Source organism: Curtobacterium sp. CFBP9011 (assembly GCF_034045095.1).
GTDB lineage: Bacteria > Actinomycetota > Actinomycetes > Actinomycetales > Microbacteriaceae > Curtobacterium.
In genome coordinates, this window is sequence record NZ_JAXCWN010000001.1 from 191,084 (window position 1) to 205,184 (window position 14,101).

At 71.8% G+C, this 14,101-nt stretch carries 13 protein-coding genes; 10 read left to right on the forward strand and 3 right to left on the reverse strand.

The features are described from left to right. Positions 1–4 precede the first annotated feature (4 nt). From SOM35_RS00930 to SOM35_RS00955, 6 genes are all read left to right on the forward strand, one after another. Positions 5–1,198 carry an amidohydrolase gene (locus SOM35_RS00930; RefSeq protein WP_111075668.1) on the forward strand — a complete coding sequence of 398 codons (1,194 nt, stop codon included), beginning with the start codon at positions 5–7 and terminating at the stop codon, positions 1,196–1,198. A 117-nt stretch (positions 1,199–1,315) separates the two neighbouring features. Beyond that, on the forward strand, positions 1,316–1,864 hold the full coding sequence (locus SOM35_RS00935) for a hypothetical protein (RefSeq protein WP_221849960.1): 549 nt from the start codon (positions 1,316–1,318) through the stop codon (positions 1,862–1,864). A gap of 75 nt (positions 1,865–1,939) precedes the next feature. Beyond that, positions 1,940–3,196: a PIG-L family deacetylase gene (locus SOM35_RS00940; RefSeq protein ID WP_320513960.1), complete on the forward strand. Its 1,257-nt coding sequence runs from the start codon at positions 1,940–1,942 to the stop codon at positions 3,194–3,196. Positions 3,197–3,235: 39 nt separating this feature from the next. Continuing rightward, the gene (gene fdxA, locus SOM35_RS00945) at positions 3,236–3,550 is read left to right on the forward strand and encodes a ferredoxin (protein WP_110903275.1); all 315 of its coding nucleotides are present in this window, start codon (positions 3,236–3,238) and stop codon (positions 3,548–3,550) included. Positions 3,551–3,553: 3 nt separating this feature from the next. Continuing rightward, positions 3,554–4,672 (forward strand): succinyldiaminopimelate transaminase, encoded by a 1,119-nt coding sequence (gene dapC / locus SOM35_RS00950; protein ID WP_253467741.1) that lies wholly within the window; start codon positions 3,554–3,556, stop codon positions 4,670–4,672. Between the two features lie 179 nt (positions 4,673–4,851). Beyond that, positions 4,852–6,150 (forward strand): citrate synthase, encoded by a 1,299-nt coding sequence (locus tag SOM35_RS00955; RefSeq protein WP_320514512.1) that lies wholly within the window; start codon positions 4,852–4,854, stop codon positions 6,148–6,150. Between the two features lie 85 nt (positions 6,151–6,235). Here the strand turns inward: SOM35_RS00955 and SOM35_RS00960 are convergent, their stop codons facing one another. Both SOM35_RS00960 and dapD read right to left on the reverse strand, forming a co-directional pair. After that, on the reverse strand, positions 6,236–8,113 hold the full coding sequence (locus SOM35_RS00960; protein WP_320513964.1) for a M60 family metallopeptidase: 1,878 nt from the start codon (positions 8,111–8,113) through the stop codon (positions 6,236–6,238). A gap of 633 nt (positions 8,114–8,746) precedes the next feature. Then, positions 8,747–9,721 (reverse strand): 2,3,4,5-tetrahydropyridine-2,6-dicarboxylate N-succinyltransferase, encoded by a 975-nt coding sequence (gene dapD, locus SOM35_RS00965; protein ID WP_320513965.1) that lies wholly within the window; start codon positions 9,719–9,721, stop codon positions 8,747–8,749. 160 nt (positions 9,722–9,881) lie between these two features. Here dapD and dapE point away from each other — a divergent pair, with 160 nt between their 5' ends. The 4 genes from dapE (at position 9,882) to SOM35_RS00985 (ending at position 13,386) form a co-directional block, all read left to right on the forward strand. Next, positions 9,882–10,964 carry a succinyl-diaminopimelate desuccinylase gene (gene dapE, locus SOM35_RS00970; RefSeq protein ID WP_221849965.1) on the forward strand — a complete coding sequence of 361 codons (1,083 nt, stop codon included), beginning with the start codon at positions 9,882–9,884 and terminating at the stop codon, positions 10,962–10,964. Next, complete coding sequence (locus tag SOM35_RS00975) at positions 10,961–12,208, forward strand: mannosyltransferase family protein (RefSeq protein ID WP_320513968.1); 1,248 nt, start codon at positions 10,961–10,963, stop codon at positions 12,206–12,208. Before dapE ends, SOM35_RS00975 begins: the two co-directional genes overlap by 4 nt. Before the next feature lie 106 nt (positions 12,209–12,314). Next, a complete protein-coding gene (locus tag SOM35_RS00980) occupies positions 12,315–12,485 on the forward strand; it encodes a DUF3117 domain-containing protein (RefSeq protein ID WP_017887054.1) in 171 nt (56 codons plus the stop codon). Between the two features lie 229 nt (positions 12,486–12,714). Then, positions 12,715–13,386: an AAA family ATPase gene (locus SOM35_RS00985; protein WP_320514513.1), complete on the forward strand. Its 672-nt coding sequence runs from the start codon at positions 12,715–12,717 to the stop codon at positions 13,384–13,386. 36 nt (positions 13,387–13,422) lie between these two features. On the opposite strand, the gene SOM35_RS00990 is transcribed toward SOM35_RS00985, so the two are convergent. Then, the gene (locus SOM35_RS00990; protein ID WP_111075728.1) at positions 13,423–14,055 is read right to left on the reverse strand and encodes an O-methyltransferase; all 633 of its coding nucleotides are present in this window, start codon (positions 14,053–14,055) and stop codon (positions 13,423–13,425) included. Positions 14,056–14,101 lie beyond the last annotated feature (46 nt).

Sequence of the window (14,101 nt, forward strand, 5' to 3'; positions counted from 1 at the left end):
ACGGGTGACTCTCGACCTGCTCTCCATCTACCAGGACCTGCACGCCCACCCGGAACTCGGCTTCCAGGAGCACCGCACCGCGGGCGTCGTCGTCGACCGCCTGACCGAGATCGGCGGCATCACCGTCACCACGGGTGTCGGCGGGACCGGCGTCGTCGGGGTCCTCGAGAACGGTGACGGCCCGGTGGTCTGGCTCCGCGCCGACATGGACGGGCTGCCCGTGCAGGAGCGCACCGGCCTGCCCTACGCCAGCACCGCCCGCGCGACGGACGAGGACGGCAACGAGGGTCCGACCATGCACGCCTGCGGGCACGACATCCACGTGACGTGGCTGCTCGGCACCCTCGAGCGCCTGGTCGCGACCCGGGCGGATTGGAGCGGAACCGTCGTTGCAGTGTTCCAGCCGGCGGAAGAGGTCATCTCCGGCGCCCGCGCGATGATCGACGACGGACTGGTCGAGCGCTTCCCGAAGCCGACCGTGGTCCTCGGACAGCACTCGGCCCCGGCTCCGGTCGGCGTCGTCGCCGTGGGGTCCGGCGCCGTGATGGCGTCGAGCGACCGCTTCACCGTCACGTTCAACGGTCGCGGTGCCCACGGGTCCGCGCCGCAGGCGTCCCTCGACCCGATCGTCACGGCGGCGTCGGCGGTGGTCCGACTGCAGACGATCGTCTCGCGCGAGGTCGGTCCGAGCGACGCCGGTGTCGTCACCGTGGGCTCGTTCCACGCCGGCACGCGGCCGAACATCATCCCGGACACGGCCGTCATCGAGATCTCCACCCGGGCGCGCAACGAGGAGACCCGCGCGGCGATCATCGCCTCGATCGAGCGGATCGTCCGTGCCGAGAGCGACGCCGGGGGACTGGCTGCGCCGACGATCGAGCGGGCCCCGGGCGCCGACGTCCTGGTGAACGACGCGGACCAGGCCGCGGTCGTGCTCGAGGCGGTGCGGGCCGTCGTGCCGCACGCCGTCGACATGGAGTCCGGGCTGGCGATGGCGTCTGAGGACGTCGGACAGCTCGCGACCGCCGCCGGAGCCCCGATCGTGTACTGGTTCACGGGCATCACCGACCCGGAGCTGTTCCGTCGTGGTGAGGACATCCCGAGCAACCACTCGCCGTTCTACGCGCCGCAGGCCGACACTGCGATCCCGGTCGGGGTCGACGCCCTGGTCGCGGCAGCCCGGGCGACGCTCGACTGACGCGCCGCGGCGTCCGGCTGCCCCCGGCGCGGATGACCCAGCGCCGATGACCCCAGTGCGGGTGATCACCCAGCCGATGCTCGACCAGTTCGAGGTCGGGGCGGTTACGGTACCGGCATGCGTCACCCGATCCGCACCTCCCTGACCGCCGCCGTCGCCGCCGGTGTCGCCCTCGCCGGCCTGAGCGGCTGCTCCACCGAGACGCTCACCCAGGCGACCGACCTCGGTTCGTCCGTGGCGTCGAGTGTCTCCGAGTCCGTGCAGGGCATCGACGGTGCCGCCATCCAGCAGGGCATGGCGAAGGTCGCCGGTGGGATCGACGGCGCCCTCGACACCGCGCTCAAGGGCACGAAGGTGACGAGCGACGGCCAGGTGCCCGCGGGCTTCCCGTCCGCGGCCGTCCCGCTCGTCGACGGCACGGTGCTCGGCGGGGGAGCCGGACCCGCGGGCTCCGGGTGGGTCGTCCAGGTGCACACGTCCTCGGTCGACGACTTCGCCCGGGCCGCGCAGCAGCTCGCGGACGCCGGCTTCACCAAGTCGGCCGAGCGTGCCGACTCGTCGAGTGCCTTCGGGCTGTTCCGGAGCGACGACCACCGGGTCGTCGTGACCTTCTCGTCCGACCACGACGGTGGCGCCACCGCGACGTACATCGTCACGCCCCGCTGACCTCCGCTCCGTCCGGCCGCTCACCTCCGCTTCGTCCGGCCGCCGCCCGGACGGCGTCCCGTACGCTTGCAGGCGATGTCCACGGTCACACGCCCCGAGCGCGTCCTCTTCGTCCACGCGCACCCCGACGACGAGACGCTCGCGTCCGGCGGCACCATCGCGACGCTGCTCGAACTCGGCGCCCACGTGACCGTCCTGACGGCCACCCGTGGTGAGCGCGGCGAGATGCTCACCAGCGAGCTCGCGCCGTTGGCGGGGGACGGCCTCCGGGTCGCCGCGCACCGTGAGACGGAGATCGCCGCGGCCCTGGCTGCCCTGGGCGGGCCCGCGCACCTCTGGCTCGGCGGTCCTGGTGCCCGTCCCACGGACCTCCCGGCACGGCGCTACACGGACTCCGGCATGCAGTGGGGGCCGGACGGCCGGGCCACCTCGGCCGGCGACGCCCCTGCGGACTCGCTCACCCGCGCCGACCTCGGTGAGGTCGTCGACGACGTCCGCGCCGCCATCCGCTCGACCGGCGCCGACGCCGTCGTCAGCTACGGCGACGACGGCGGGTACGGGCACCCGGACCACCTCCGTATCCACGCCGCAGCCCGGTACGCCGCGCAGGCCGAAGAGGTCGCGTTCTCGATGATCGTGGACGCCGACTCCGGGCTCGCCGACCTCACCGTCGACGTCCTGCCGGTGCGTGGGCGGGTCCGAGCGGCGCTCGAGCAGTACCGCAGCCAGGTCGCCGTCGACCCCGCCGACCCGCAGGACCCCGCGTCGCTGTCGTACGTGATGCCGCACGGCGTCCGGCACCAGGTACCCGCGGTCGAGGCCTTCCGGCACGACGCACCCCCGGCTCCGGCCGCCCCGCAGACCTACGCCGAGATGTCCGGGCAGGGCAAGGCCACCGCGGTCGTCGTGGCCGCCGTCGTGGGTGTCCTCGTCGGCGCCCTCGGCACGATCACCCACCAGCAGACCGTCGAGATCGGCTCGTGGAGCACCGCCCCGATCGGCATGGTCATCACCAGCCTCATCGTGATCGGCATCGTCGTCGGCGTCCGGTTGCTGTACCGGTCGCGGTTGCTCGTCGCGGCGGTCGGCATCGGGATCATCCTCGCCACCCAGGTGCTCGTCGCCGTGGCCGGACCGACCTCCCCACTGGTCCTGGCGAACGCCGCCGGCTACGTGTGGACGTTCGGTCCGGCGGTCGTCGCGATGCTCGTCCTCGCCTGGCCCGACCTCACCGGGCTCCGGGCCCACCCGCTGACGAACGGGCAGCGCCCGACGGACGGACAGCCGCCGACGGACGGGGCGCGGTCCGTGGTCGCAGCCCCGCACGAGTAGGCTGGCAGTCGCTCAACCCCCGGAAGGGAGCACTCGCTCGTGACCTACGTGATCGCCCAGCCCTGTGTCGACGTCAAGGACCGCGCGTGCATCGACGAATGCCCCGTCGACTGCATCTACGAGGGTGACCGGTCGCTGTACATCCACCCGGACGAGTGCGTCGACTGCGGTGCCTGCGAGCCGGTGTGCCCGGTCGAGGCCATCTACTACGAGGACGACCTCCCCGAGCAGTGGGCGGACTACTACAAGGCGAACGTCGAGTTCTTCTCCGAGATCGGTTCGCCCGGTGGCGCAGCAAAGGTCGGCGTGATCCACGCGGACCACCCGGTCGTCATGGCGCAGCCGCGGGCCTGACCCGTGCCGCTCGACCTGCCCGACTTCCCCTGGGACCAGCTCGCCCCGTACAAGCAGCGCGCCGCGGCGTACGACGGCGGCATCGTCGACCTCAGTGTCGGGTCGCCGGTCGACCCCACCCCGGACGTCGTCCGACGCGCCCTGGCCGACGCCACCGACGCGCACGCCTACCCGCAGGTCGCCGGCACCCCGGCCCTCCGTGAAGCGATCGCCGCCTGGTACGGCCGGCGACAGGGCGTCGAGCTCACCGCCGACCACGTGCTGCCGACGATCGGGTCGAAGGAGTTCATCGCGGGCCTGGCGCTCTGGATGGGCCTCGGCCCAGGTGACACGGTCGTGTTCCCGGAAGCGGCGTACCCGACCTACGAACTCGGCGCCGCCCTGGTGCGCGCCGACGCCCTGGCCGCCGACGACCCCGCCGCGTGGCCGTCGAGCACGAAGCTCGTCTGGCTGAACTCGCCGGGCAACCCCGACGGACGCGTGCTCTCGATCGAGCAGCTGCGCGCCGCCGTCGTCCGCGCCCGCGAACTCGGCGCCGTGATCGTGGGCGACGAGTGCTACGCCGAACTCGGCTGGGACGCCCCGTACGACACCACGCCGACCCCGACGATCCTCGACCCCCGTGTCGTGGGCGACTCGTTCGACGGCGTCCTCAGCGTCTACTCGCTGTCGAAGCAGTCGAACCTGGCCGGCTACCGCGCCGCGTTCGTCGCCGGCGACCCGGCGCTGCTCGCCGACGTCCTGGCGATCCGCAAGCACACCGGCATGATGCCGCCGCTGCCCGTCCAGCACGCGATGATCGTCGCGCTCGAGGACACCGCCCACGTCCACCAGCAGAAGACCCGGTACCGCAACCGACGGAACGTGCTCCGGACGGCATTCGAACGCGCCGGCTTCCGCATCGACGCCAGCGGTGCCGGCCTGTACCTCTGGGCGACCCGCGACGAGCCCGCGCTCGACACCGTCGCCTGGCTGGCCGAGCACGGCATCCTCGTCGCCCCGGGCACGTTCTACGGGGCCGCCGGCGCCCGCCACGTGCGCGTCGCGCTGACCGCGACGGACGACCGGATCGCCGCCGCAGCCCAGCGTCTCGCCAGCGCAGGCCGAGTCGCCAACGGCTGACGGGCCTCCCGTCCGGCCACCCGCCCACCGGCGACGCCTGTGCACAACAGCGGTTCCCCCCAAACTTATGAGCAGCTGCATGTACCGGACCGACAGTCGCCGCGATTAGGCTGTCCAGCGTGACTGACACTGCCAACGACGCTCAGAAGACGGCCACACCGCCCACGACGCCCGTCCCCGTGAGCCCCGGCGCCGAACAGGCGACCGAGACGGCCACGCTGACGTACCCGGGGGGAACGGCGGAGTTCCCGATCCTGCAGAGCGTCGACGGCGCCTCCACGATCGACATCTCGACGCTCAAGAAGCAGACCGGGCTGAACACGCTCGACTACGGCTTCGTGAACACCGGCTCGACGAAGAGCGCCATCACGTACATCGACGGCGACCAGGGCATCCTGCGGTACCGCGGCTACCCGATCGACCAGGTCGCCTCGAACTGCACCTTCCTCGAGGTCGCATGGCTCCTCATCTACGGCGAGCTGCCCAGCGCGAGCGAGCTCGACGCGTTCGACAGCCGCATCCGCCGGCACACGCTGCTGCACGAGGACCTGCGCCGCTTGTTCGACGCGCTCCCGCACTCGGCGCACCCGATGTCCGTCCTGTCCAGCGCGGTCAGCGCCCTGTCGACGTACTACGAGGACGACATGGACGTCGACGACCCGGAAAAGGTCGAGCTGCAGACCGTCCGGCTCCTCGCCAAGCTGCCGGTCATCGCCGCGTACGCCCACAAGAAGGCCATCGGGCAGGCGTTCCTGTACCCGGACAACTCGCTGTCCTTCGTCGACAACTTCCTCCGGCTCAACTTCGGCACGATGGCCGAGCCGTACCAGCCGAACCCGGTGCTCTCGAAGGCGCTCGACCGGCTGCTCATCCTGCACGAGGACCACGAGCAGAACGCCTCGACCGCCACCGTGCGCCTGGTCGGGTCGACGAAGGCGAACATGTTCGCCTCGATCTCCGCCGGCATCAACGCCCTCTACGGCCCGCTGCACGGCGGCGCGAACGAGGCCGTGCTCGAGATGCTGCAGCAGATCAAGGACTCCGGCGAGCCCGTCACGCGCTTCGTCGAGCGGGTGAAGAACAAGGAGCGTGGGGTGAAGCTCATGGGCTTCGGACACCGCGTCTACAAGAACTACGACCCCCGCGCGAAGCTCGTGAAGGAGTCCGCGGACGAGGTCCTCGAGGCCCTCGGCGTGCAGGACGACCTGCTCGACATCGCGAAGGAGCTCGAGCAGATCGCGCTCGAGGACGAGTACTTCGTCAGCCGCAAGCTCTACCCGAACGTCGACTTCTACACGGGCATCATCTACAAGGCGATGGGCTTCCCGCCGCGGATGTTCACGGTGCTGTTCGCCATCGGCCGGCTGCCCGGGTGGATCGCCCAGTGGCGCGAGCTCAACAACGACCCGCTCAACAAGATCGGCCGCCCGCAGCAGCTGTACGTGGGGTACCCGGAGCGGGACCTGCCGCAGCGCTGAGGCGGTCACCGTGCGTGTCGCCGCGCGCTGACGGACGGGAGGCCCGGGGCCGGTCTGCATGACCGGCCACGGGCCTCCCGTCCGTTCAGTCCAGGGCGTCGAAGTCGTCCCAGATCGGCGTCTCGAGCGCCGGGTACTCCGCGAGGTGCGGGCGGAGGTCGTCCTCCACCTGGACGCCCCACTGCTCGAAGAACGGGGTGAGGTCGTGCCCCGCGACGTGCGTGGCCTGCAGGACGAAGGCGCGGCGTGCCTCCCGGTCGCTGCCCGCCGCGACGTCCGAACGCACGCGCGCGGAGACGGTGGCGATGAAGTCCTCGCCGTAGGCGCGGCGGAGTTGGTCGAAGACCAGGTGCCGGGTCATCCCGTTCATCTGGTTCGACCAGAAGTCACGCTCGGCGACCGGCTGCTGACGGAACTGCTCGACCTTCGCGCGCCACGAGTCCAGCGGGTTGCGCTGGTGCACCTGCTCTTCGAGGACGACGCTCGCCAGGTCCTGGGAGATCGTTCCGTCGGTCTGCCCCCGGTCGTTCGTCCACCGCAGGGCGTCCTGCTGGAAGACCCGACCGAACGCGTTCCGGAGCGCCTGCTCGCCGGCCGCGGAGCCGTCGCTCGTGAACAGGTGGTGCGGCGACGCGGAGTCGGTCGGGAACGCCACCCAGCCCGGGTGGACGTCGGTCGGCGCGTTCGCACCGGCGACGCCGTAACTCGGGGTCTCGATGTGCACGCGGTGACCGGTGTCCTCGACGCCCCAGAACCGCTCGTTCGCTCGGACCGTCGCGTCCCAGCGGGCCATCCGGACGTCCAGGTCGTCGCCGGCGATGAGCTCCTCGTTCTGGTCGCTCCTCGGCGAGGTCGCGTCGGCACGGAGGACGTCCGCCTGCACGCGCTCGCCGATCAGGGAGAAGAACGGCGAACGGTCCCAGTTCTGCAGCTGCGTGTCGAAGTCCGCGCGGGCGGTGACCCCGGCGACGAAGGTCGGGACGGGCGCCCCGCCACGGACCACGATCGTGCCCCGGTCGCTGGTGCTCCGGTCGATGATGCCGACCAGGCCGTCGTGCGGCGCGGTGATCAGGTTCTGGCCCGGGTGCAGCGCCTGGGTGGCGACGCCCAGGTCGCGGCAGCCGTTGACGCCGAAGTAGGTTCCGTGCTGCCCGATCGCGACCTCGGCGTCGGTGACGCCCTCGGGGACCTCGACGACGAACGTCTGGTGTGCGCGGATCCAGCGGCCGGCCTGGCGGAGGTCGCTCCGTGCCGCCTGGGTGCCGTCACGTTCCTGTGCGGCGGCGGCGCTGCCGAGGGGGATGACGGGGACGTCGGTGTGGCCGCTCGTGACGGTGGGCCAGGTGTGCTCGGGGGTGGGGAGCTGGGTGTCGCCGTCCTCGGGTTCGGCGGGGGTTTCGGTGCCGGGGGTTTCGGGGCTGGGGGCTTCGGTTTCGGGGGTTTCGGTTTCGGGCGTTTCTGTGCCCGGGGTTTCGGTGCCGGGGGTTTCGGTTTCGGGCGTTTCGGTTCCGGGCGTCTCGCTCGCGTCGTCGGCCGAGCACCCGGTCACGGCGGCACCGTCGACGGAGCAGCGCTCCGGCAGGGCACCGGCGGCGTTGAGCAGGTACAGCGGCACCTCGACCGTCGAGCCCGGTTCGAGCGTTCCCGAGGGCGCGATCCGCACGTGGGTGCCGTCAGTCGCCATGTCGACCCGGGCACCGAGGCGGTTGTGCACCATCCCCGTCGCCAGGTCGAACTCGACGGACGGGGTGGCCGGAGTCGCCCCGGCGTTGTGGAAGGTGAACACCGCGTCCGTGACGGCGGCGGAGACGACCGTGGTGCGGAGGGACGCGGTGACGTCAGGGGAGGGTGCGGCCTGCGCGGCTGCCGGGACGAGGACCGTGCCGAACACGGTCGAGGCGAGGACGAGTCCACAGGTGCCGATGCGAGCGGCGCGGCGGGAGATGGGGGAGAGCGGGGTCATGACGACTCCTTCGGTCGGGACAGGGCCGTCGGGAGCCTGTCACGGGCCGTCGGCCGCGGGACGTCTCCGATCGGTGACACTGCGTGGTCCTGGGGTGGGGGCGTGCCGGAGCTTCGGACCGCGCGAGCGGGCGGAATGCCAGGGTCCGGAGGCGTGGTGCCCTGGCATTCCGCCCGCTCGCGCTCCGAGAGGCCCGCCCGCGCTGCCGGCGCTGCCAGCGCTGCCCGCGCTGCCAGCGGTCGGCCGCTCATGGGCTGGTCGGGTTGGTGGGTGCGCGAGCGGGCGGAACACCAGGGCTCGGCGGCGCGGTGCCCTGGCATCTCGCCCACTCGCGCTCCGGGGTGGGGGGCGTCCCGTTCGTGAGTGTGCGGGTGGGTACGAGCGGGCGGAGCACCAGGGGTCGGCGGCGCGCTGCCCTGGTGTTTCGCCCGCTCGCGCTCCGGAAGGCGTCCGTTCGTGCGGTGCCTTGGCATTCCGCCCGCTCGCGGGAGGGCGCGCGGCTCCCGCTCGGCGCGCGTCAGGTGCGCGGACGGACGGGAGGCCCGTCACCCGCCCGTCGGACGTGTGACGGGCCTCCCGTCGGTCGCGCTGGTACGCCCGAGACCGACGTGCGGTCCTGCTGGGCGCCCCCGGTCAGGCGTGCAGCGCCGTGTTGAGCTGGATCCCCTCGCCCTTCCGCTGCAGCGCCTCGACCGCACCGGTCAGGGAGTTGCGACGGAACAGGACGTTCGGCGCGTCCGACAGCTCGGCGGCCTTCACAGTGCGCGGGGTGCCGGCGGGGTTCGGGGCCGCACCGACCAGGACGACCTTGGTGCCCGCGGTGACGTACAGCCCGGCCTCGACCACGGAGTCGTCGCCGAGGGAGATGCCGAGTCCGGCGTTCGCCCCGAGCAGGGCCCGCGCGCCGAGTCGGACGCGGTGGGTGCCGCCGCCGGAGAGCGTCCCCATGATCGAGGCGCCGCCGCCGACGTCGGTGCCCGCGCCGACGACGACGCCCTGCGAGACACGGCCCTCGATCATCGCGTCGCCCAGGGTGCCCGCGTTGAAGTTGACGAACCCCTCGTGCATGACCGTGGTGCCCGGTGCCAGGTGGGCGCCGAGGCGGACGCGGTTGGCGTCACCGATCCGGACCCGGTCCGGGACGACGTAGTCGAGCAGGCGTGGGAACTTGTCGATCGCGTGCACGGCGATGCCGGCGCGCTGCAGGCCCGGACGAAGCCGTGTCAAGGAGTCGGGGTGCACCGGGCCGGCGTTCGTCCACGCGACGATCGGCAGGTGTCCGAAGACGCCGTCGAGCGAGATCTCGTTCGGGCGCACGTGCAGGTGGCTCAGCAGGTGCAGGCGCAGGTACGCGTCCGGCGTGCTGGCGGGAGCGTCGTCGATGACGATCTCGACGGTGGTCGTCTCGATGCGGACGTCGCGGCGGGGGTCGTCGCCGGCAGCCGCCGTGAGCTCGGCCGGGACCGCGGCATCGGACGGCAGCGACCCGAGGGAGGTCGCGGGGAACCAGGTGTCGAGCACGGTGCCGTCGGCGGCGATCGTCGCGAGGCCGTGACCCCAGGCGTGCGTGGGGCGGGGCGGGGCAGGCTGCGGAGTCGTCTCGGTCACCCTCCGAGGGTACCGAGCGGCCCGTCCGGGAGACCGTCCACCCGGACTCCTGTGGAGAACTCCGACCAGAGCGCGACAGGAGGAGAACGGATGACGGGAACTGACCTGTGGGCCTGTGCAGAACCGCCGACCTGCGGGGAACGATCGGTAGGCTGCCCGCATGCCGCAGCCGCTCGACCTCTCTGCCTCGTCCATCGACATCACCCGCGCGATCTGCGACATCGAATCGGTGTCCGGCAACGAAGGCGCGCTCGCCGACGCGATCGAGGCCGCCCTCGCCCCGCTCGACCACCTCGACGTGGTCCGCGACGGGGACGCCATCGTCGCCCGCACGCAGCTCGGCCGTGACCGCCGGGTGGTCATCGCGGGTCACATCGACACGGTGCCGCTCAACGACAACCTGCCGACCGAGTTCCGCACCGCCGACGACGGCACCGAGATCCTCTGGGGCCGCGGGACGGTCGACATGAAGGCCGGTTGCGCGGTGCAGCTCAAGCTCGCCGTGGACCTGGTCGCGCCGAACGTCGACGTGACCTGGGTCTTCTACGACCACGAAGAGGTCAGCGACGCACTGAACGGCCTGGGGCGTCTGGCCCGCACACGGCCGGAGCTGCTCGCCGGTGACTTCGCGATCCTGGGGGAGCCGTCGGGAGCGCAGATCGAGGGCGGCTGCAACGGCAACCTCCGCGCCGAGGTCCGCACGTCCGGCAAGCGCAGCCACAGTGCGCGCAGCTGGATCGGCGACAACGCGATCCACAAGACCGCCCCGATCCTGGCCACCCTCGCCGCGTACGAGCCGCGCACCGTGACGGTGGACGGCCTCGAGTACCGCGAAGGACTCAACGCCGTCGGCATCTCGGGCGGCATCGCCGGCAACGTGATCCCGGACGAGGCGATGGTCCACGTCAACTACCGCTTCGCACCCTCGCGCTCCGCCGACGAAGCGGTGGCGCACATCCGCGAGCTGTTCGACGGTTACGACGTGACGATCGTCGACCTGGCCGCCGGTGCCCGCCCGGGCCTCGACGCCCCGCTCGCGCAGCAGTTCGTCGCCGCTGTCGGCGGCCCCGAACCCCGCCCGAAGTACGGCTGGACCGACGTCGCCCGCTTCTCGGCGCTCGGTGTGCCGGCGGTCAACTACGGTCCCGGCGAGCCGGTGTTCGCGCACCACGACGACGAGCAGGTGCCCGTCGCCCAGATCACGGCCGTCGAGGACGGACTGCGGCGGTGGCTGACGGCGTGACCACCGCCTCCTGGGCCGCGCAGCGTGCACGGTCGTCAGGAGCGGCGTTGACGTGGGTGGTCGTCCGGTGGCGGCTGCTGCCCTGGTGGTTGCGGATCACAGTCGTCTACACGCTCTCCCGCGTCGTGACGACGGTGCTGATGACCGGCTTCGCCCAGATCCAGACCGCGAACTCGTTCACGGTGCAGCGCCCGTCGTACCTGTCGTTCGCGTCGATCTGGGACGGCGCCTGGTACCGGGTGATCGCAGCGTCCGGCTACCCGTCGACGCTGCCGGTGGACGCGGCCGGGCACGTGACCGAGAACGCGTGGGCGTTCATGCCCGCGTACCCGTTCACGGTGCGGGCGCTCATGACGGTCACGGGTGCCTCGTTCGAGTTGGTCGCCGTCGCGGTGTCGTTGCTCGCCGGCTGGGGTGCGGCGCTGGTCTTCCGCCGGCTGATGGGGCGCTTCCTCGATCCGGCGCGGGCGACCTTCGCCACGGTGCTGTTCTGCTTCGCGCCGGTCTCGGTGATGTTCCAGGTGGCCTACGCCGAGGCGATGGGGCTGCTGCTCCTGCTGGTGGCGCTGCTGCTCCTGGTGCAGCGGCGGTACTGGGCGATGCTGCCCGTGGTCCTGCTGCTCGGCATCACTCGTCCGACCGGTCTGGCGTTCGCCCTGCTGATGGGGCTGTTCGTGGTCGTCGGGGTGCTCCGCCCGGCCTGGCTGCGGATGCCCGAGCGACTGACGCTGCGGACGGCGGTGGCCCCGGCGGTCGTCGCGGTGGTGTCCGGGCTGGTCGGCCTGGCCTGGCCCGCCATCGCCTGGGCCGCCACCGGTGTGCCCCGCGCGTACACCGACACCGAACTCGCCTGGCGGTCGTCGTACATCGGCTGGGGTGAGCTCGTGCCGTTCGCCCCCTGGGTGCAGGGCTTCGGCTGGTGGTTCCACCAGCCGGCAGGCACGATCCTGCTGGTCGTGGTGCTCGTCGGCTTCGTGGCCGTGGTGTTCCAGCCGGCTGCTCGGCGCATCGGACTCGAGCTGCGGCTCTGGGGTCTCGCCTACCTGGTCTACCTGCTGGCGGTGTTCTTCCCGCAGTCCAGCACGTGGCGGATCCTGCTGCCGATCGCCCCGCTGCTCGGCGTCGTCGCCCTGCCCCGATCGCGGGTCTACCGGGTTGCGATGGTGGTCCTGGCGGTCGTCCTGCAGTGGACCTGGCTGTACTACTGCTGGTGGGTGGACGGGTACGACTGGACCCCGCCGTGACCCGTCCGGCTGCCCACGGCGAACACCCCCGAGCTGGGCGGTTTCGCAGTCACGCCTGTCTACGGGATAATGGCCCCTGTTCGTACTGCACGAAAGGGGACATCTGATGGCAGCAATGAAGCCGAGGACCGGCGACGGGCCGATGGAGGCTGTCAAGGAGGGTCGACTCATCATCGTGCGGGTTCCGCTCGAAGGTGGAGGCCGCCTGGTGGTCTCGGTCAACGACGCCGAGGCCAAGGAACTCCACGACGCACTGGCTGAGGTCGTCTCGGCCTAGTTCGTCGACGCACCACCACGGAAGGCCCGGGACGCGTACGTCCCGGGCCTTCCGTGCGCCTGCAGGCCCGTCCCCGTGCGCCTGCAGGCCCGTTCCGTCCGCAGGGTGGTCGCGTCGCACGGCGGACTGGAGGCTGTCGGTCCCACCCGGCATGATGGGTCACGTGCCCCGCGACCGCGTCCGCAACCAGCCGGTCCGCCGCATCGAGGAGTACCTCGACCCGGACCCGATGCCGCGCGACGAGTGGCCGGCGACGCTCGCCCCGGTGCGGCAGCTCCTCGACGACGGCCTCGAACTCGGCGCGGTCACGGTCCTGGTGGGCGAGAACGGCGTCGGGAAGTCGACGCTGGTCGAGGCGATCGCGCTGGCGTTCGGCATGGCTCCGGAGGGCGGATCGACCGGGTCCGGGCACACGACACGCCCGTCCGAGTCGGATCTCTGGCGACACATCCGACTGGTCCGCGACTTCGGCGCAGCACGCAGCGGGTTCTTCCTGCGCGCGGAGACCATGCACGGCTTCTTCACCTACCTGGAGCAGAACCCGAACCCCAAGCGTGCCGAGCCGCAGTTCCACGAGCGCAGTCACGGGGAGTCGTTCCTGGACTTCGTCATCGACCGGGCGCGGTGGCCCGGGCTGTGGCTGCTCGACGAACCCGAGTCGGCGCTGTCGTTCTCGGGCTGTCTGGCGCTGATCGCGCTCCTGCAGTCCATCGTCGAGGACGGCGTCGGGCAGGTGATCCTGTCGACGCACTCGCCGGTGCTCGCCGCGTTCCCGGACGCCACCGTGCTGGAGGTCGGCGAGTGGGGCATCCGGCGGAGCGACTGGGCAGACCTGGACCTCGTGCGGAACCAGCGGGCGTTCTTGGAGGCCCCGGAACGGTACCTGCGCCACCTGGGGTGAGTCGCGCCTCCCGGCCGGCACGCCGGGGGACCAGTGTCAGTCGGTGAGCTTCGTCATCTGCAGCAACCCGTCGCCGGCGGGGGACAGGGCGCTGCGGACCGCACCGGAGGTCGACACCTCGGTCAGGAGCAGCCGGAAGTCCGTCGTCGCCCGGTCTCGCTTGACCGGGTCCGCGACCTTGCCGCGCCACAGGGCGTGCGGGACGAGGACGGTGCCGCCGGTCTTCGCGAGCCGCAGCCCGTGCTCGACGTACTCGATGACGTGCTCCGGGTCGGCGTCGATGAGGACGACGTCGTACGAGGCGTCGTTCATCCGCGGCAGGACCTGCGCCGCACGGCCCGGGATCAGGCGGACCCGTCCGGGTGCGGTGCCGGCGGCGAGGAAGGCGTCGCGGGCGTCCTGCTGGTGGTCGATCTCGACGTCGATCGTCGTCAGGGTCGCATCCGGTGCACCTGCCAGGAGGTACAGGCCGGAGACGCCCAGTCCGGTGCCGATCTCGATGATGCTCGTCGCGCGCGAGGCGGCGGCGATCACGCTCATCTGCGCACCGATCGCGGGTGAGACGGCTTCGACCCCGAGTTCGAGGGAGCGCTCACGGGCACGGGCGACACCATCGGGTTCGGAGACGATGTCCTCCGCGAACTTCCAGTTCGAGTCTTTCTCTGACACGCACACTCCTCGTCGGTCAACTCTACGGGTGACTCGTCGACTCCAC

Coding starts and splice junctions, on each gene's coding strand:
- SOM35_RS00980 (WP_017887054.1), top strand. CDS start 12,315: ATGGCAGCAATGAAGCCGAGGACCGGCGACGGGCCGATGGAGGCTGTC.
- dapE (WP_221849965.1), top strand. CDS start 9,882: ATGCCGCAGCCGCTCGACCTCTCTGCCTCGTCCATCGACATCACCCGC.
- SOM35_RS00935 (WP_221849960.1), top strand. CDS start 1,316: ATGCGTCACCCGATCCGCACCTCCCTGACCGCCGCCGTCGCCGCCGGT.
- SOM35_RS00940 (WP_320513960.1), top strand. CDS start 1,940: ATGTCCACGGTCACACGCCCCGAGCGCGTCCTCTTCGTCCACGCGCAC.
- SOM35_RS00960 (WP_320513964.1), bottom strand. CDS start 8,113: ATGACCCCGCTCTCCCCCATCTCCCGCCGCGCCGCTCGCATCGGCACC.
- SOM35_RS00985 (WP_320514513.1), top strand. CDS start 12,715: ATGCCGCGCGACGAGTGGCCGGCGACGCTCGCCCCGGTGCGGCAGCTC.